Annotated in this window: 18 protein-coding genes; 9 read left to right on the top strand and 9 right to left on the bottom strand. The window is 43.7% G+C overall.

All coding sequences use genetic code 11. The annotated features are described in order from the left end of the window. Nucleotides 1-68 precede the first annotated feature (68 nt). The 8 genes from nudC to trmY all read right to left on the bottom strand — a co-directional run bounded on the left by nudC (nucleotide 69) and on the right by trmY (nucleotide 8026). Nucleotides 69-935, bottom strand: a complete 867-nt coding sequence (nudC, locus tag EO92_RS13305; protein ID WP_235283333.1) for an NAD(+) diphosphatase — start codon at nucleotides 933-935, stop codon at nucleotides 69-71. A 581-nt stretch (nucleotides 936-1516) separates the two neighbouring features. Beyond that, a complete protein-coding gene (locus EO92_RS13310) occupies nucleotides 1517-2125 on the bottom strand; it encodes a HemK2/MTQ2 family protein methyltransferase (RefSeq protein WP_048172303.1) in 609 nt (202 codons plus the stop codon). Between the two features lie 3 nt (nucleotides 2126-2128). Further along, nucleotides 2129-2938 carry a 16S rRNA (adenine(1518)-N(6)/adenine(1519)-N(6))-dimethyltransferase RsmA gene (rsmA, locus tag EO92_RS13315; protein WP_200896782.1) on the bottom strand — a complete coding sequence of 270 codons (810 nt, stop codon included), beginning with the start codon at nucleotides 2936-2938 and terminating at the stop codon, nucleotides 2129-2131. 320 nt (nucleotides 2939-3258) lie between these two features. Beyond that, on the bottom strand, nucleotides 3259-3996 hold the full coding sequence (locus EO92_RS13320; protein WP_048172307.1) for a DUF655 domain-containing protein: 738 nt from the start codon (nucleotides 3994-3996) through the stop codon (nucleotides 3259-3261). Nucleotides 3997-4328: 332 nt separating this feature from the next. After that, nucleotides 4329-4682, bottom strand: a complete 354-nt coding sequence (locus EO92_RS13325) for an RNA polymerase Rpb4 family protein (RefSeq protein WP_048134964.1) — start codon at nucleotides 4680-4682, stop codon at nucleotides 4329-4331. Nucleotides 4683-5146: 464 nt separating this feature from the next. After that, nucleotides 5147-5440 (bottom strand): 50S ribosomal protein L21e, encoded by a 294-nt coding sequence (locus EO92_RS13330; RefSeq protein WP_048172310.1) that lies wholly within the window; start codon nucleotides 5438-5440, stop codon nucleotides 5147-5149. A gap of 244 nt (nucleotides 5441-5684) precedes the next feature. Beyond that, entirely contained in the window at nucleotides 5685-6980 is a 1296-nt protein-coding gene (locus EO92_RS13335; protein WP_048172313.1) for a tRNA pseudouridine(54/55) synthase Pus10, read from the bottom strand. A gap of 410 nt (nucleotides 6981-7390) precedes the next feature. Beyond that, the gene (trmY, locus tag EO92_RS13340) at nucleotides 7391-8026 is read right to left on the bottom strand and encodes a tRNA (pseudouridine(54)-N(1))-methyltransferase TrmY (RefSeq protein WP_048172315.1); all 636 of its coding nucleotides are present in this window, start codon (nucleotides 8024-8026) and stop codon (nucleotides 7391-7393) included. A 247-nt stretch (nucleotides 8027-8273) separates the two neighbouring features. On the opposite strand from trmY, the gene EO92_RS13345 reads away from it, so the two are divergent. The 7 genes from EO92_RS13345 (at nucleotide 8274) to EO92_RS13375 (ending at nucleotide 15684) form a co-directional block, all read left to right on the top strand. Further along, a complete protein-coding gene (locus tag EO92_RS13345; RefSeq protein WP_048172317.1) occupies nucleotides 8274-8930 on the top strand; it encodes a metallophosphoesterase family protein in 657 nt (218 codons plus the stop codon). A 409-nt stretch (nucleotides 8931-9339) separates the two neighbouring features. Next, nucleotides 9340-10581: an MgtC/SapB family protein gene (locus tag EO92_RS13350; protein ID WP_048172319.1), complete on the top strand. Its 1242-nt coding sequence runs from the start codon at nucleotides 9340-9342 to the stop codon at nucleotides 10579-10581. Between the two features lie 797 nt (nucleotides 10582-11378). Beyond that, the gene (locus EO92_RS13355; protein WP_048172321.1) at nucleotides 11379-11933 is read left to right on the top strand and encodes a hypothetical protein; all 555 of its coding nucleotides are present in this window, start codon (nucleotides 11379-11381) and stop codon (nucleotides 11931-11933) included. A gap of 395 nt (nucleotides 11934-12328) precedes the next feature. After that, nucleotides 12329-12958: a cell surface lipoprotein gene (locus tag EO92_RS13360; RefSeq protein WP_235283334.1), complete on the top strand. Its 630-nt coding sequence runs from the start codon at nucleotides 12329-12331 to the stop codon at nucleotides 12956-12958. Nucleotides 12959-12982: 24 nt separating this feature from the next. Beyond that, entirely contained in the window at nucleotides 12983-14149 is a 1167-nt protein-coding gene (locus tag EO92_RS13365; protein ID WP_048172325.1) for a tRNA (guanine(10)-N(2))-dimethyltransferase, read from the top strand. A gap of 123 nt (nucleotides 14150-14272) precedes the next feature. Continuing rightward, on the top strand, nucleotides 14273-14944 hold the full coding sequence (locus tag EO92_RS13370; RefSeq protein ID WP_048172327.1) for a MarR family winged helix-turn-helix transcriptional regulator: 672 nt from the start codon (nucleotides 14273-14275) through the stop codon (nucleotides 14942-14944). A 44-nt stretch (nucleotides 14945-14988) separates the two neighbouring features. Continuing rightward, on the top strand, nucleotides 14989-15684 hold the full coding sequence (locus tag EO92_RS13375) for a DUF2110 family protein (RefSeq protein ID WP_048133101.1): 696 nt from the start codon (nucleotides 14989-14991) through the stop codon (nucleotides 15682-15684). A gap of 167 nt (nucleotides 15685-15851) precedes the next feature. Here EO92_RS13375 and EO92_RS13380 read toward each other — a convergent pair whose 3' ends face one another. After that, a complete protein-coding gene (locus tag EO92_RS13380) occupies nucleotides 15852-16592 on the bottom strand; it encodes a V4R domain-containing protein (protein ID WP_048172329.1) in 741 nt (246 codons plus the stop codon). A gap of 474 nt (nucleotides 16593-17066) precedes the next feature. Here EO92_RS13380 and EO92_RS13385 point away from each other — a divergent pair, with 474 nt between their 5' ends. Both EO92_RS13385 and EO92_RS13390 read left to right on the top strand, forming a co-directional pair. Continuing rightward, nucleotides 17067-17825, top strand: coding sequence for a PspA/IM30 family protein (locus EO92_RS13385; RefSeq protein ID WP_048172399.1), 759 nt, complete (start codon nucleotides 17067-17069; stop codon nucleotides 17823-17825). Nucleotides 17826-17827: 2 nt separating this feature from the next. Beyond that, entirely contained in the window at nucleotides 17828-18106 is a 279-nt protein-coding gene (locus tag EO92_RS13390; protein ID WP_048172331.1) for a hypothetical protein, read from the top strand. Nucleotides 18107-18239: the final 133 nt, after the last annotated feature.

The following is an 18239-nucleotide window of genomic DNA, read 5'->3' on the forward strand; positions in this document are numbered from 1 at the left end:
TCCTTATTAGGAAACTTTCCTTATTAGAAACTTTCTTATCAAACAATACAAAAGCTCTTAATAGGCTATTAAACTTCCATACCTTCTTCTTTGAGGTAGTAGTCAATCAGTTTCCTTGAAATGCTGATCTTTCCGGGCAGGACAGGCAGATAATCTGCTGAAAACCACTTTGCGTCCTCGATTTCAAATCCGTCGGGCCGAATGTCCCCTGAATCGTATTCTGCAGTAAAGCCGATCATGAGGGAATTCGGAAAAGGCCATGCCTGCGTCCCGAAGTAAGCAATATTTTTGACTCTTATGCCGACTTCTTCCCAGACTTCTCTGGCAACCGCTGCCTCAGCCGATTCTCCCGGCTCGACAAAGCCGGCTATCAGGCTGTACAGGCCTTTGGGAAAACCAGGGGACCTTGCAAGTAAAACCTCATGCCCTTTCCTGATAAGCACGATGACAGCAGGCGAAATTCTTGGATAGAAAAGCTCTCCGCAGGCAGGGCATTCCTTTCCTCTTTCCCCTGGCTTCCGGTGAGTTTTTGCTCCACATCTGCTGCAGAACTGGTTTGTCCTGTCCCATTCCATTATCTGCACTGCTTTGTTCACAAGCTCAAAGCACCCTTCACTGATCTCCGAATGTGCCTGCCTGAGGTCAACAAATTCCATCCCCTCGGGAGCCGGAGTATCCTTCGGAAGCTCCACAGAATAGCAGTGCATCCCCTCAAGCATGCCAAGGTATTGTTCCCGGACTGAAGGCAGCCCCAGCTCCCCAGGGTCCAGCAGCTTCGGAATAGCTCCGGGATTTTTCTTAATTTTGAGAAGAACATCACGGCCCCGGAAAATAAACCAGAGAGCCTTTTCGGTCCTTCCGGTTGGCGGTTCTATGCCTACGATGAATGTTGGGTAAGTGGGATTTTCCCTGTCTGTGGGGGTCATGGTACTCATACTCTTTGGGTTTTGTTCTATATATGATTGCATGGCTATTTTTATTTCAATAGTATTTTATTTTTACTCTTGAACATACATTTCCCGAATCGTGACTCTCCCTGGTTGAGCCACCCGAATTGCGCCTCGCCCGAATTGCGCTTTGGGATCACAGGAAATCGAAGATTTCCTGAGAGTTGCGATGTAATCGCAACAGTACGCGGTCCGTTTCGCTTCCCGAGTTGCGATTCGGGAGCCCGCAGTCCTTTTCGCTTCGCTCAAGAGGACTAATTTATATTTTTTAGCAGTGATATTCGCTCAAGTGGACTAATTGATGGTTTAGAGTAGTGTTCGTTCGTTCAAGCGGACTGAATTACAAATCCTTCTGACCCGTACAACTTTATTCTTTATACCGGGTCGTTTTTGCCACGCTCGATGCAGGAGAGTGGTCTTACAAAGAAAAAGAGATAAAAAGAAGACAAAACAACAAGTAAAAACGGATTTCTCTTTTCTTATTCTTTCTTTCGATGGGTTGTTCGCCAGTCCGTGGGCACTCCGGCAATATGAAGAGGAAAAATTAGTTTCCGGGGTCAGAAAGAGTATTACAGGAGTTCTCCTCTGACTACCATCAATTCCTCAAATGAAACTTTTTTTCTTCCCACAACATCGACCTCAAACCCCAGTTTCTCCATTTTCTCCTTTACAGCTTCAAGCCCCGTAATCGATGAGATCAGAACCATAATTTTTCCTCCGGGGCTCAGGTAGTTCCTGACCTCATCTAAAAACCGGTCAAGGGTTTCCCGCCCGCTGGCTCCGCCGTCAAAAGCATAATTTAACCAGCCAGGGACTTTTTCTTCTTCGGAAGTGGGAAGGTAGGGCGGGTTGAAGAGGATGAGGTCAAAAGAGGTTTTCCGGTTTTCCGGCTTCAGGCCTCTGAAAAGGTCTGTGCGGATTACCTCAACATCGTTTGCTTTTGCACAGCTGGCGGCGTGGGGGTTGATTTCTGTTGCAAGCACGCGGATGCCCTTAACATTTGTCCTGAGCACGGTAGATACAAAACCCGAGCCTGCTCCGATTTCAAGAATGTGCATGCCTGGCTCTGCCTCTTCAAGGGCAGCATCAGCAAGCAAAAAGGAGTCTTCTGCTGGCTCGTAGACAAGGTCTGTGGCTCCGAGTTTGACCCGGGTGTTTTTGTATTCTATCTCAACCATGGATTATCTGGATTTGAGGTCAAAAATTATATTTGCAATGCTGGCAAGCTCTTCAGGAGTAAGGTTTTCCGCTCTTTTGTTCATGAAATCTTCAGGGAGCTGGTTTACAACCTCTTTTACTTCCGGGATCTTGAGCACATGATTTGTGTTCAGGATCGAATTTCTTAACTTTTTTCGGCGCTGGCTGAAGACTGCAGTAACAAATTCGAGAAAGAAGGCTTCGTCGCGGACCTCGAATGGGGCGGGACGGGGGATCAGTTTGATCACTGCAGATTCAACTTCAGGTGCTGGCTGGAAGACGCCTTTTGGAACTTTCATGAGGATGGAAGCATCGGCAAAGTAATATGTATCGACCGTAAGGCGGGAGTAGTCCTTGCAGCCTGGAGAAGAGACCATGCGGACTGCAAACTCGTACTGGTACATAAGAATTCCAAGTTTGAATTTGTAGCGCAGGAGTTTGAAGGTGATTTCCGAGGAGATGGAATAGGGAAGGTTTGAAACAACCTTGTCAAACTCAGGAAACTCGATTTTCAGGGCGTCGCCTGCGATAATCTCCACATTTTCAACATTATCGAAGCGGTCGTGCAGGACTGAAACAAGGGCAGGGTCAAGCTCGACTGCAATTACCTTTTTTGCTCTCCTTGCAAGCCTTTCGGTTAGGTTTCCAATTCCTGCACCGATCTCAAGAACCGTATCCTGCGGACTTAGCTCAGCAGCAGCAACTATCCGGTCCAGGTAGCCAGTATCAACGAGGAAGTGTTGATCAAAGGTGCCTCCTTTTATATTGTACTTTTTAAGAATAGAACGAACCAGGGCTGAAACCTCCTTAATAATGTAAGTATTTGTAAGCGTTTTGTATCGTTTGTAAATATTTCATTGACAATTTGTAACTATTTCATTGGCAATTTGTAACTATTTCATTGGCAATTTGTAAATATTATGTAAATATTTCGGACGTGTTTTGTAAGTATTTTTTGAAGTAAATTAAAGCAGACAAGTTAAAGTAAATAAATCGATTTAGTTAAAGTTAGTAAACCGTCAAAAGATAAACCCTGTAGATATATCCTCAAAAACCGAACGTGCAGAAGCCAGAGAGGCAGAAACCGTATTGAAAAAAAATAGAATGAAAAGGTTCACCGATCATTCGGGCCCTGATGGCGAGGAGGGACGGTGAACAGCCTGTACTTGATGAAATCATCCTTGAGTTCTTCTTCGATCCTGTGGGAAATGACTTTAGCAGGGTCATGAAGGCTCGGGATTCTCTCACGGATGTCCTGAAAGCTCTTAAACTCCCCTTTCTTGCGTTCATCAATGATAGACCACATGAGTTTTTTCCCTATTCCGGGAAGGAGTTCAAGCATATGCAGGCGGGTTGTGATGGAATGGGCATCGTTGAAGAATTTGACGAACCTTTCTTCTTTGTGCCTGATGCTTGCTTCAAGGATGAAGGGCAATTCGAGGTTTGCTCCGGTAGTAAGGTCAGAATGCCCTATCCTCTGCTTTACGTGATCTATTTCATTTCTGTCTCCAGGCCCGATATAGACTCTTGACTGGATTTCAGGAACTACACCGGCTTTTGGGACCAGTTCCATAAGAGTGAACTTTTTATCCCCAACAGCCTGCACAAGAGGTTTTTTCTGGTACATTGACGTACCGTCAACGGATTTTCCATAGGGAAGATAATCGAGGACCCATACATATTCCTCCCTGTCCTGTGGACTCTCCGTGGCTTTTCCGGATGAGCGCGGAGCTCTTTCTGACTGCCTTTCAGATTGTGGTTTACCTGCCGGCCGCCTGCCGTCAGAAGAAGGTCTTTCGGCAGATGATCTGCCAGTGTACGGTCTACCTGATTGCGACTTCTCTACTTTCATCAGCACCCATCCTATCGATAAATATGAAACCCCATTAAATGTCAGGGTATGCTCACCTAGATATGCCAAGCTTCTTTTAGCTCTTCTATCTGGTTCAGGATCTTCCCCAGCTACCAGACCTGTTGAACTATTCCCCGAAACCAATTGCCTGAAACTAACCTTTATTTCGGCATTCTCAGGTTCGGGGACTTAGAGGTCCAAAGAATCCTCTGCTGCTAAATTCTTCAGGTCAAGGTACTCTAATACTTTAAAGTACTCTAACCAGATTTAGGATACTTCCCTCATGAATAACAAGATAAACTGCTATATAGATTATTCTCTTTACTTTTTAATTATTCCATAGCTGCGAATACATATTCCAGAATTTGATCCAGCTCTTCATTGCTCAGGGTGTACTTTTCTTTCGCGTAGATTGACCTGAGTTCGTCTCTGGATTGAGGCAGGATGTCCGCGATCCTGATCGCGATAACGGGCTTCATTTTTTCAAGTTCAAGTAACTTATTAACAAGTTCCCTCGACTTCTCTCCGCTGATTTTTGAGAACTGTTCCGCATGATGCAGGGCTTTTCTGAAACTGTATGCAACCTCTAACCCCTGTTCTCTGCGCTCGTCAGCGATCCCGGAAAGTATATCCTTGACCTCAGCCAATGTCAATAACTCTTCGTTGATGACTTCCTTAACTATCATTGGAATACACTCTTTTGAATTAAAATTTCAGGTAGTTGTACTTCCTTACAGAGCAAATATGTTTTACTGCTATTATTGTGAGCTCTGATTCCTGCTGCCAGTATTTTCTGCCTTTCAGTACCCAGCATGCGCCCGATAAGCCGGAACTGTTTTGAATGACGTTATCCTGAACTATTTCAGCTATATGTTTTACAAATGATATATAATTATAGATGTTCCTTTACCAGGATAAAAAACTAATTTTTAAAAAGCAGTTATTTCATATCCCCTTTAAACGTGCCCTTTTACAGGTTTTTAAGGGACATTAGTTCTGTTACATTCAATCCTTTAGCGGGCCGTTACTCAGGCTGTATTTACCGGAATTTCTGGCAGGATTTCAAACCTCCGGTTGGAGGTCTGGATTCCTTAAATTCCGAAATAAAAGGGAAAATTAGGTTGAAAAAACCTAACTACCTTGCTCGGAATCAGTACTTCTGAGGTTTCAGGTGCTGGGGAAGAGAAATGACGCTCTTCATTGCGTTTCCGTTGCGGACTGTCAGCACATATGAGCGACCGCGCTGCCCGACAACCTTTCCAGTGGATCCCTGAAACTTTGGATTTGGCATACCTTTCTGGACGCTAGGGTCTATGTCTATGTGGACCATCTGTCCTTCTTTGAATTCCTGAATTGCCCTGCTTACAGGGGAAATTCCTCTTTCGCGAACCGTCTTCTGTAATTTGTATCTTGTGCAGCGTCTTTCACCGTGGGAATTTGACATCGCATGTTCCTCCGTTAGAATGCTCGATTAGTTTTTATTTAATAAATTTTCTTTTTAATTATTGATTTTCCTCTAAATAATATGGATATTATTTAAATGAACCGTTCATTAAGCCACTCTTTCCCTGTGGCCTGACCGGCTAATGAAACTGATTCAGATTGAAATCCAGATTGGTTTAGATTATATCGATTCAAATTGTTTAGATTGATTTAGTTTATTTAAAGCAGATTCAGATGCCTGGGGCTTAAATTTCGACGTTAACTACATCAAGATCTTCCACAAGCGCTGGGACTCCTAAAAGCCCTGTCAGGCTCGGGTTTGTCCTGCCCTCGTCCCCGGAAATCAGCTCTTTGACGTACAGCCCGCCTTCACAGTTTACGGTTATGCTAGCACGACCGTCATCTGTTAGCTCGTCAAGCGTGATGCTGTGCACGTATCTTTTCCGGACAAGATCTGCCCGCCTGTGAACCACCCGCATTGGAGTCTGCTGGGCAATCTCTGTGCCACTCAAAGACTCAAGGCAGGATTTAAGCTTTTCCTCTGAAACAGGCTCTTTAAATGTAACTTTAAGCTTATAAGTTTTATCCGCTTTTGAGCTCTTCAGGATCTCAATCATACTTTTTTCGACAAAACGAAGCTCCCTTACCTCAACTTTTCCTGCAGCATTCTCGTTAATTCTGGCAGCAAGTGCTTCAAGGTCAGCCACGCGTCTTACAGGAGACTTTGCTTCTACCACAAAGGGTCTACCGCTTCCGAGCATCAGGGCATCTATATCTTCCCTGCCAGAACCATGAAAAGCCGTATCAACAGCCTCAAATGCTTCGATAACAGGACCTTTGATAAGCTCGTCTACGGATTCTGGATATTGTTTTCCTGTAAACCCGCACCTTTCGCAGCCCCTGCCCTTACATGCCCTGCAGGGCCAGCGAGTCTGGGGGATTCCGCGGACTTTTTTTAGGTAGCGCCCGTAGATATATGCTGAACGGACCTGAAGCTCGAATTTGTTTGCTGCAAGGTCAAGGGTGATCACAATATCCGGGTTTTCAAAATCCACTTCTTTTCCAACCGTTTCTGCAATCCGCTTGCCTACTTCCCGGTTAAGCTCGGATTTCAACTGCTCGGCATAGGCAGTCCCTGCCTCAGCCCATAGGATCTCTTCGTTTTCACTGAGAAGCCCGCTGACCTTTGTCCCCACGAGAAAGGTGGAGTACTCAAGACCTTCGAGAGCCTTTGCAGCTTTTTCTGCCCACCCATCCAGTTTTTTGAACTGGTCAAGGCAGACCCAGCACTGCTCATCTTCTCCCTCAATTCTGAGAGTTTTCCTTGCACGGGCACTGCAGGAAACAAGTTCCTTTAAGAGAGAGTCGTCATTTTCACTTTTGTAAATGCGGTCCCCTTCAAGGACGAGGGCGAGTTTCATTGCCTGCCCGCGCTCTTTGTTGCTGAGGCCTGTGGACAATTTTGCAAACTGACGGCCCATGCAGTGGTCACAGATAGGGCCTTCGTGCAGAATCTTTTTTGAAATTTCAAGTACATCCATTTGGTTTCACGTTCTCTAAGCTCTTTGTTCGGGAAATATATATGGGGAGTGGAGAATGAAAGATAATATTGAAAGTATTGACAGATAATATTGACAGATAATATTGAAAGTATTGACAGATAATATTGAAAGTATTGACAGATTATATTGAATGATAATATTGACAGATAATATTGACAGATAATATTGAAAGTATTGATAGATTATATTGAAAGTATTGACAGATTATATTGAAAGTATTGACAGAATTATATTGAAAGATAGTATTGACAGATTATATTGAGTGTAGTAGAGATGATGCGCAAATTTAAGGCATGTGCCTGAAAAGGCACATCCGGATAAGTTTCTATCCTGATACAGGGAAATGGGATATAACTTTTTGGATAAAAACCTGATTCAAGAATCGCAGCTCACTCCTCAGTTCCGGAGTTTTCTCCTCCTGGAATTTCCCCTCTTTTTGCTTCAACCCTGTCCAGTTCGTTGTGGATAAGAGTTATGCAGTGGTTGGAGTGAAGGGAAATGGGACCAACCGAGATAATCTGTGCTCCTGCTTCAAGAAGCTGTTTTTCCTCTTCTTCGGTAACACCTGTGTGGTCGCCCAGAATAAAAACCGGGTTTCGGATTTCACCGGCAAGTTCTCTGATATCCTGTCCGTCTTCTCTAAGATAGAGTAAGGTCCTCCCTTCAAACGAAGCCAGCAGGGACTTTAAGTCTCCTTTACGGATCCAGACGCCAGGCGTGGACCGGGTATCCAGCTCAGTTGTATTTTTCAAAAGGGCTTTACTGATAAGCGAACCACTGCTTCTTTCGTCCGGATTCAGATATCTCAGGTGGAGCCCTTCAAACCTGATAATTTTTCCGGGCTCAGGCTCCCCCAGAAGAAGCAGGTGCACGTTTACATCCCTGCGCATTCCAAAAGAGAGGAAAAGGGCAGAGCTTACGCAGCGGCAGAGTATATCCATTCTTCCTGCAGACCCGGGGAGGTCATTTAAAGAAAAATCGCCGCTTGTCATTGCTTTATGCCCTATAATAATGATGTCACGCATGGGGCAGTATATTACGTAAGGGATATAAAAGATGTGTGCATGTCAACAGAATAACACATAACATAAAGTGTAACAGAGATCGTATATAATAATTCAAACTAAAATTAAAAATCATAATTAACAGATCATAGAATTAAACATAGGATTAACAGATCATAGAATTAAACATAGAATTAACAGATCATAGAATTAAACATAGAATTAACAGATCATAAAATTAAAAGATCATGATAAGGACGGGATAAGGATGAAGATACTCGCTATTTCCGACCCCCATGGGGATTATTCGAAGATAAAAAAGATCATAGAACGAGCTGGGGCCTTCGACCTTGCTGTGGTAGTCGGAGACATTACCAATTTCGGGCCCGATGAGAAGGTAGACGAGCTGGCTGAAATGTTTGATAAGCCTGTGCTTGCAATTCCCGGGAACTGCGACCAGAGGAGCATCCTGAAAGCCCTTGAGAATTCAAAAGCCGTAAACCTGCACGAAAAAGCTGAGCAGATTGGAAATATCCGGTTTATCGGGCTTGGAGGCTCAAACCCCACCCCTTTTAATACCCCTTTTGAGCTTTCCGAAGAAGAAATCGAAAATGCCCTTGAAGGAATGGTCTGCTCAGCCGAAAAATCAGGTGAATGCGGGACAATAGTGCTCCTGACTCACGCCCCACCCCACGGAGCAAGAGACGAGCTACCTTTCGGACATGTGGGCAGTAAAGCTATCCAGAAGTTTCTGGACAGGGTTGACCTGATGGTCTGCGGGCACATCCATGAAGCAAAAGGCATTGAACAGGTCGGAAAAACAGTTGTTGTAAACCCCGGGGAAGCCTGCAAAGGTTCCTGCGCCCTTATAACTATTGAAGAAACCGAAAACAAATCCATTGAGGTTGAATTCGTGGAAGTATAAAACAAGTTTTAGTCGGATTTAATCAACCATATTTAATCAACCATATTTAATCAACCATATTTAATCAACCAGATCTCAATTGACCGGATCTCAATTACCCCGGTTCGACCAGGTTTTCGGAGTAATCGGTATATTAGAGAGATTTCCGAGTACTCTGAACCTTTTTCTCCTTTCAGGAGTATATTCATTAACAAGAACATCCTTACTATCTAATTATATTTAGTTTTACATCAATTTAGATAATGTCTTCCCATATAATAGAGTGAACAGGATCTTATAGAACTCACTTTAACGATATATAGAACTCACTTTAATTACATTATTTACTTGCATATGGAATTACAGCCAGAAAAATCTGAGAGGTTGAGCTACGGACGTAATTAGCGAGTTCGGTTTTGATCCGGTTTTTGTGGATTTCCTGACAAAACTTGCCGTTGCCTTTTTGATAGGGATAATGGTAGGGGTGGAAAGGGAGCACAGAGGCCTTGAACACGAGATTTTTGCGGGTGTCAGGAGTTACAGCATAACCTGCATAACAGGTATGCTCGTTGCTCTTGCAAGCGAATCTGCAGGTCCGGGTTTCGTTTACGTAGCCACGCTTTTCTTTGCAGCTATCTGTTCCATAATTGCCTATTCCAAGATATTTCTCTATAAGCGGATAGGGGTTACAAGTCCTATCACTCTCTTCTTTATTTTCGTGATGGGTGTCCTTGTTGGCTATGACTACGGCCTGTTTGCGATTGTCTCTTCAATAGTTGTATCTTTCCTCCTGATCCAGAAGCAGCCTCTTCACCAGTTTGCAGGAAACCTGACAAAAGAAGAGCTTTACAATGCCATACAGTTTCTGGCTGTCGCTTTCATACTTTATCCGGTGATGCCGGAAAAACAGTTCTTCGGGCTTGTAAACCTCAGGTCGGCAATTCTTATTGTGATTCTTGTTTCCCTGATCAGTTTTTCAAGCTATGTTCTCCTGAGAAAGTTCGGGGCAAAACGCGGCCTGTGCTATTCGGGCTTTCTCGGGGGGTTTATTAACAGCGAAGCTACCACAGGAGCACTTGCAGGGCTCTCCAAAAGAACAGAGGGGATGACCGATCCCGTACTTACAGGAATTCTACTCTGCAATATTTCCATGCTCATTCGAAACCTTGTATTAGCCTTTATAGTTGACCCGACAGGCCAGACAACCCTGTTTATGCTTCCTTCCCAGCTTGTACTTATCACTGTTTCCATAGCAATAACTCTCAGGCATAGTAAGAAATTCTGTCCGATGGGTGGGGGGGAACTTAAGATTCAGTCGCCTTTCTCACTTGGTCAGGCATTTAAATTCGGCATTGCTTTTACCCTTATTCTCATCGTAGGAAACTTTGCTTATGACTTTGCAGGGACCGTCGGAATATACATAACTGCCCTTGGAGCTCTTTTCAGCAGTTCTGGAGTGATAGTCTCCGTAACCCTCCTTGCCGTAAGCGGAAATATCTCCTACGAAGTCGCAGCAAATACTGCAGTGCTTGCAAGCCTTGTAAGTACTGTAAATAAAATTCTGCTTTCAAAGATTTCAGGTTCTGCGAGCCTTTTCTCCCTTGCTACAAACGCATTCGGAATCATTGCAGTCACCGGGACCGTGGCTTTGCTTTTATGGAACATCCTGTGAGAGAAAGCAAGATGGGGATGCTTCAGGCATGAAACTGTAGTCTGGAAAAACCTTAACAAGCCAAAACGCTCATTTACGCTGGTAAGTGAAGAGGGCCTTTTCGAGAATTCGGTCATCGGCTATGGAAAAAGTTTTTCATATACCTTTAATGAAGCCGGAGACTACACTTTTAAGCTGGGGGAAATTCCTGGCTCAGAGCTCATTCTAATAGTGAAGTAAGAGAAATAAGATGGAAAAGCAAATACGGATCCCTGGCTGGCAAGCTAGCTCAAACTGAAGCTAATTCAGGTAAAAATGAAGGTCAGCCTTTCCAGAAGGGAATCATTTTTTGATAATTTTATTTTTTTTCATTAACCTGCATTCTAAAAATATCTCTCGAAGGTATTGTGCGGGTTGTTTTGAGCCATAAGGGCCTTTTAAGGTAAGAACTGTTTTATTCTAGATGGAAGTGTTTTTTGATATGTCTAAAATATCTTTATATGCAAGCAAAGCACTTAAATTTCATAAGGAGTTTTGCTTTGAAAAACAGATATATATAAAAGAAATATGCAAAAATATATTTATATGTACCTAAATGGTACAGGCAAAGCTAAAAACTTGAAAAAAGAGAAGTGTCCATTCAAGCAAGAACTTAAGCTTAAATATCATTCGTTATTACGTACACAATACTATATTATTAATATTCGAATGATTTAGTTATCTTAACGTCAATCCATCAAAAATATAACTATGCGGCACTTTGAATTATTTCCGCAGATTTCCTAATTCCATAACCAAACGAGATTGTGGGGAATAAAATGAATACAAAAATAATTGTTCTACTTCTAGTCTTAGGTGTAGTTTTGTTCTCGGGATGTGCTGGAAATGAACAGCCCTCCCCGGAAGAAAACGCGACACCTGAAGAAACAGTAACCCCGGATGAAATTGCAACTCCGGAAGAGACGGAAACACCGACAGAGACTGAAACTGAAACTGAAACTCCGGACGAAGTTGAAACCCCGGTAGTAACAGAAACAGAGGAAGAAGTAACTCCGGTAGAAAATGAGACTGAAGAAGGACCGACAGTTACCACACCAGATATAAGAAAAACTCCCTATACTATAAGGTTGGACAATTTCAGGGCATATCCCTCAAGCCTTGATATCAAAGAAGGAGAAACAGTTGCCTGGATAAACTATCAGGAAAGCCCGAGGAGAGTCTTTACCCTTACCAGTGAAGAAGACCTCTTTGAAGACGCGAGCCTTGTGTACAGGCGTTCCTTTGCGTATACCTTCAATGAAACCGGGACTTATACCTTCACCATTATCGGGCAGCCCAGAATGGATGTCAATATAACTGTGAACGAGCTCTGAATAAGTTTTCTGAATAAGTTTTCTGAAGGAACTAATGGATAAAATATCTCATAAAGCTTATACAGGCTTCATCTGGAAAGGTGGCAAAACTTTCCAGTAAACTTATTTTTTTCAGATTTTAAATCTTTGCCGCTCATTTCCATTTCTGATAACTTTCCCCTTCCTCATCCTGAATAAACAAGGCTTAGAGGTAAAAAGCCAGCTAATATGCCAATTAGCTAATATGCCAATTAATCGTACTTCCGGAAATTAGTTCTTCAGGGTAAAAACCGTAAAATCGATTACAGACAAACTATTTTTTAATATAAAGCTTATTATAAGAAAGTGTTATTATTTAATAGGGCTTATATTGAATTGGGAGTAAAAAAGTAAAGCTTACGCAGGGGGAAGTAATAGTGATAAAAAAGCTCATTCTGCTCCTCATAGTCCTGTCAGTGTTAGTGTTTGTCTACCTGAATTGGGGAGGAAATCAGGGGCAAGAAGAGGACGGCCTGGAGGATTCCGGCGGTTCAGGCGGTTCAGGCGGGACGCAGATTCTTGAAGAAGTGCAGACACCGGCAGAGGCAATAACGTCAGAAGAAATGGAAACGCCGGTGGAAACGGAAACATTAGAGGAAGCGGGGACGCCGCAAGAAACAGAAACAGCCGGAGAGGGAGGAACACCTCTAGAAACGTTAACTCCGGGTATGGGGGATGAAATTCAAGACGAGCAAACCGAAAACGTGACCGATGACGAAGAAGTCGAGATTGTGCAGCCTGCTGGAACCGAGCCAGAAACATACCTCGTAAGGCTCAAGAATTATCTATTTATTCCCTCCGAGCTGGAGGTCAATACAGGGGATATAGTTGTATGGAGAAATTTTGAAGAATCCATTGTCTTTACCCTGAGCAGCAAGGAAGGGCTTTTCGAGGATCAAAGGCTTGGATACGGAAACACCCTGAAATACACATTCAATGAAACCGGAAGCTACAATTTCAACGCACGTGAATATCCTAACATGCAGATGACCATCACTGTAAAATAATATCCCAAAGTATAGCAGCTTTAGATGATATGTAGAACTATAGTGGAAGGGACAACAAAAATTTCGGTTCCGGTCCCGCCTCCGGACGCAAATTTCCCTCCCTCGGCAGCGCCGGTGTTCTATAACCCGGAGATGGAATTGAACCGTGATATCAATGTTGCAGCAACTGCAGCATTTGTGGAGAGGCTTCTTTCGAGAAAAGACATACAGAGAGAGGAGATCCGCTACGTGGATGCCTTTTCAGCATCAGGAATCCGGGGGCTCAGGATCGCAAGGGAAGTCGGAATACATGCGACAATGAATGACTGGAGCCCTGAAGCCTTTGAACTGATAAAGGAAAATATAAAAATTAACGGGCTTGAGGAAAAAGTTCAGGCTACACGCAAGAACGCAAATGTTCTGCTTCATGAGCAGAAATTCCATATAGTGGATGTCGACCCTTTCGGAACTCCTGCGCCTTACCTTGATGCATCCGCAACTTCGGCGCAGAGCATGCTCTCGGTTACTGCAACAGATACTGCTCCTCTCTGTGGAGCCCACCTGAACTCTGGAATCAGAAAATATGCAGCCGTACCCCTTAATACGGAATATCACAGCGAAATGGGCTTAAGGGTCCTGCTCGGAGCCTGTGCCAGAGAACTTGCAAAACACGAAAAAGGGATGTTGCCTCTGCTTTCCCATGTCACGCGCCATTATGTTCGTAGTTACATTGAAGTGCTTCCCGGGACTAAACAGGCTGATAGGACCCTGAAGTTTATGGGATTCAGTATTCATTGCCCTAAATGCGGGTTCAGAGAGTCTGTCCATGGGCTTGCCGTCCATATTGACCGGGAATGCCCTGTCTGCGGAGCACTGACAAAGATTGCAGGACCTTTGTGGCTTGGGCCCTTCAAAGAGCCGGAGTTCTGCGATGAAGTGCTTTCTGAGCTTGAAACGCGCCCTCTGAACACGAAAGATAAAGCAAAAAAAATAATTGCATTCTGCAGGGACGAACTCGACATTCCCATGTTCTATGACCAGCACGTTATCTGCAAGGGGCTTGGGGCTTCTGCAACAGGTATCGAGATTCTGATAGAGGCCCTTAAAGCCAGCGGGTTTGAAGCCTCGAGGACTCATTTCAGCGGGACCTCTTTCAGAACAGATGCTCCCGTGGCTGAAATAAAGAAAATAATCCTGGCGCTTTCAAGATGAAGAGAATATTCCTTTGAAAACCAGAGGTCGAAAACTGTTCAATTATTATATAAACTATTAAAGAATAATAAAGGCCTGAGCTCAGACCCGGAAATAATCCGCTAAAAAACTCAATGTGATATCATGTCCGACGAAGACGCAGAAAAGTTGTTTTTGCAGGAAAAACCCACGCTTGCACTGCTATTTATAGGTTCGATGGGAAAAACCTATGCCTCGGTTATTTCAAAGGAAATAGACTCGACATTTGCCCATACTACGAGAATCCTTTCGAAGATGGAACATTCCGGACTTATAAGATTCACATTTGAAGGACGGATAAAGTTTGTCGAACTTACGGAGTACGGAAAGGAAGTAGAAACTGCCCTTAAAGAGTTCCGGAATATAATTGCAGAGGGATCTCCTTCAAGAGTAGAATGCCTGAAATCAGGAGAAGAGGGGCAAGAGGAAAAAGGCAGAGAAGGCGGAGAAACGACAGGAAAAGAGGTAGAAGAACGGGGAGAAGAAACCGAAAGTGAGAATGCAAAAGAGCTTGATCCTCTAAGTGTTGAAATCCTTGAAAAGGTCAGGAACCTTAAAAATAAAATAGAGAGCATCCACAGGGAAGCAGTTGAGAATGGGCAAAGTAAGGAGATGGTTTCCAGAAAACTTGGTCCTTACAGCCGGGATATCAAAAAACTGCATAGCCAGATTGAGAAGGCGGAAACACCTGTTGACGAAACAGTAGATTCAGCCCTGGAAGAGACCGAAAGGCTCCTAGAATCTTACCTGAAGAGCTCAATACCGGAAAATACTTAATACGGCAGGCACAGGTAGAGAATGAATAAAGTGGCAGGATGAAAATGAAAAAAGTTGTAACCCTCCAGCATATTTATGGAAAAAACCGGGACAGAATGGCTGAACTCCTGAAAAGCCTGGTTGAGAATGAATTGAAAGACCTCGAGGTAAAGGTTGAGGTTTCTATTACCCCGGAAAACTGGGCAGAGTTTTCCCTTGAGGGCGAAGATGACGTGGTGTCAGCAAATATCCTGACATCCAGGTACGGAAGTCCTGTAAAAAAAGCTGAAATTGGAAAGGTGTACCTGGGTTTCCTTCAGGCTTTTCCGGAAGACGCTTTTGTGGTCAACATCGGTGTCCCTCTGCGCGTTGAAGCTGAGGAACTCAAAGCACTGGGCAGCGGAAAACCAAAACAGCTTGCATCGAGATTCGGGCTGGTCCCTCACCTGCCGGTTGAAGTTGAGGTATTTGAGGGGAACAAAAAAGCAAAAGCTCGCCTCACCAAAAAACAGCTTGACATCTGGTGGGGATGGAAAAAAGCAAGCACCGACAGAGTTGTCATTAATGGTGCTACCCGTTCGGAAATAAAAAACGCAATAAAAAGGACAGGGCACGGCAGGGACATTTATGAAATCGAGCGCCTGGGGCTGCTTGAACACGCAGTTGTGTGCCGCGAAAAAACGGACGGGCCCGGAATCGTGGCAGCAATAGGACCTCGCCTTAAATCCGAAATTGGAGTCGTAATAGGAGATTCCAGTTAACTTTCATTACCCTTGAGTCCGCCTGAAAGGAAAACCCAACCTGAATCCGAAAATTAGGTTTTCCAGTATACTTTTTGTGAGACAGTTTGCATTAAAAGAATTGTTTCTTAAAAGGCGGATTTCCGGACAAAAATTATTCTGTAAAACTGTAAGTATAATTAAATAATTCATATTGTAATCTCAAACAGACAGCGCGTGTGCCCGGTTCCATAACACTCGGTTTCCAGGACGCCGCACTCGTTTCCCAGTTTTTCTTTAAGAATTCCTTCAATGATGCCTTCTCTGAGGGCACAGAAGGGTTTTCCTATTGCCGGCATGGACCTGGCTTTGAAGTCATCTTCGACCTGAAGCACAGGAGAGCTCCCCCTGAGCACCGAGACCCGGCAGTCTCCGTGAATTTCCATAAAGCCTGCAATCTCATTAAACAGGTCTTCAGGATTACTTGATTTAAAATTAGCAGAGAGATGCTTGCCAATATCTATTCCAATCATCCTGACAACAGGGGCATTATCAAGCCCGTATGCTTCAAAACCAAATCGCATCACATGAAAAAGGGCTTCCATAAAGCGGAACCTGTCGTTTCCGCTTGCAGCAACTGTTTCCAGCAGGCTGCTGTAATGCCCGATAAATGGTTCCTGGGAGCAGCCCATGTAATGAGAGGTCAGGGAATAAATCTTCTTGCGTCGGTCTTCAGGGTCCGAATTTTCTTCAACAAGCTCGCATGATCTGAGATTATTAAGATGAACTGAAATGGTTGATTTGGCTTTTGCCGTATATTTTACGATTTCGTCAAACGATTTTGGCTCTTTCCTGAGTAAATTCAATATCTGGAGTTTAACAGGGCTGTCTACGGCTATAAGCCCTCTTTCAGTATAAAAAAATTCAGTTTTTGTCTCAGGTTTTACCATAATATCTTTAGATAAGTTGTATTTTGAATATATAAAACGTTCGCGTGACTACGAATAATCAATCAGTATATATAAAAATGCCTGTATAAAAGAACCCGCCGAAAAAAGACCCTGAAGAACGGGAAGAGGAAGGCAAAGTAAAGTGAAATAAAGTAAAGTGCTAAAGTAAAGTGAAATAAAGTAACGTGCTAAAGTAAAGTGCTAAAGTAAAGTGAAATAAAGTAACGTGCTAAAGTAAAGTGAAATAAAGTAACGTGCTAAAGTAAAGTGAAATAAAGTAACGTGCTAAAGTAAAGTGAAACAAGTAAAGTACAGATAAACTAAAAATATAACTCCAGCTAAAAGACATAGGAAGAAAAGGGTACTGCGAAAAAAGTGCCAGGATTTTTCAAAAAAACCAGACTCCATAAAAATAAGGCAAAAAATGCCAGCCTGTTTACAGAACAATTTTTGAAAAAGCAACGGGGAAAACATATGGGATTATTCGCAAGGATGGAAACAGTATTCAAGTCAAAGATGAGCAAAGTGCTTAACAGAATGGAAGACCCTAGAGAAACGCTTGATTATTCCTATGAAAAGCAGCTGGAACTGCTGCAGAACGTAAAGAGAGGCGTTGCAGAAGTGACAACCTCTAAAAAACGCCTCCAGCTCCAGCGGGCAAAACTGATTCAGAGTAATGAGAAGCTTGAAAAGCAGGCAAGAGAAGCAGTTGCCGCTGACCGTGAAGACCTCGCAAGGATGGCTCTTGAGAGAAAAGCAGCCATCCAGCAGCAGGTAGATGGAATTGACAGGGAAATTTTGGAGCTTGAAAAACAGGAAGAAAAGCTCATTGCCTCGGAAAAGCGCCTTTCTACAAAGGTCGAGATCTTCAGGACAAAGAAAGAGTCCATTAAAGCCCAGTACTCCGCAGCTGAAGCTCAGGTGAAGATAAACGAGTCCGTTACCGGGATCAGCGAAGAAATGGCAGATGTGGGACTTGCACTTGATAGGGCTGAAAATAAGACTGAAGAAATGAAAGCCCGCGCCGAGGCAATTGACGAGCTTATGGAAGCCGGCGCACTCGAAGACCTTACAGGTGGCAGGGACGACATCGAGCGCGAACTTGCAAAAATCAGTACCCAGAGCAGTGTCGAATCCGAACTTGCAAAGCTTAAAGCCGAAGCTGGAAAGGGACCTGAAAAAGCGAAAACAGGGGGAGAAAGCAAAGGTCCGGAAGAAGGAAAGGAGGTCTGAATATGATAATCAGGATCATGGGAGAAGGCCAGTACCGGGCGCCTGAAGCCCTCTGCGATGAATTAAACCAGATCGATAACAAAATTGTAGCCCTTGTTGCGGAAGGAAATGCTGAGGAATTCAGAACAGAACTTGTGAAGCTGATTTCTGAGATTAAGGAGAAAGGGGAAGCAATTGGCGCGGAAGAAATTCTGGAATCCGACATCATTGTACCCCCGGAAGACCTGAGCTTTGAGGAAGCAAAAGCCATATTTACAGGGGCAGGGATTATTGAGGATTAAGGAGCTGTGATTCCCCTAAAAATGGGTCAGGAGTCTCTGTTCAATCAGAAACTTCTAAAAAGCAGTTGACTGGATACCATGAGCAGTTTCCAGATTATGCTGGATGCTGCTCTGGAAAGTTGGTAATCCTAAC

Source organism: Methanosarcina sp. 2.H.A.1B.4, assembly GCF_000979385.1.
Classification (GTDB): domain Archaea; phylum Halobacteriota; class Methanosarcinia; order Methanosarcinales; family Methanosarcinaceae; genus Methanosarcina.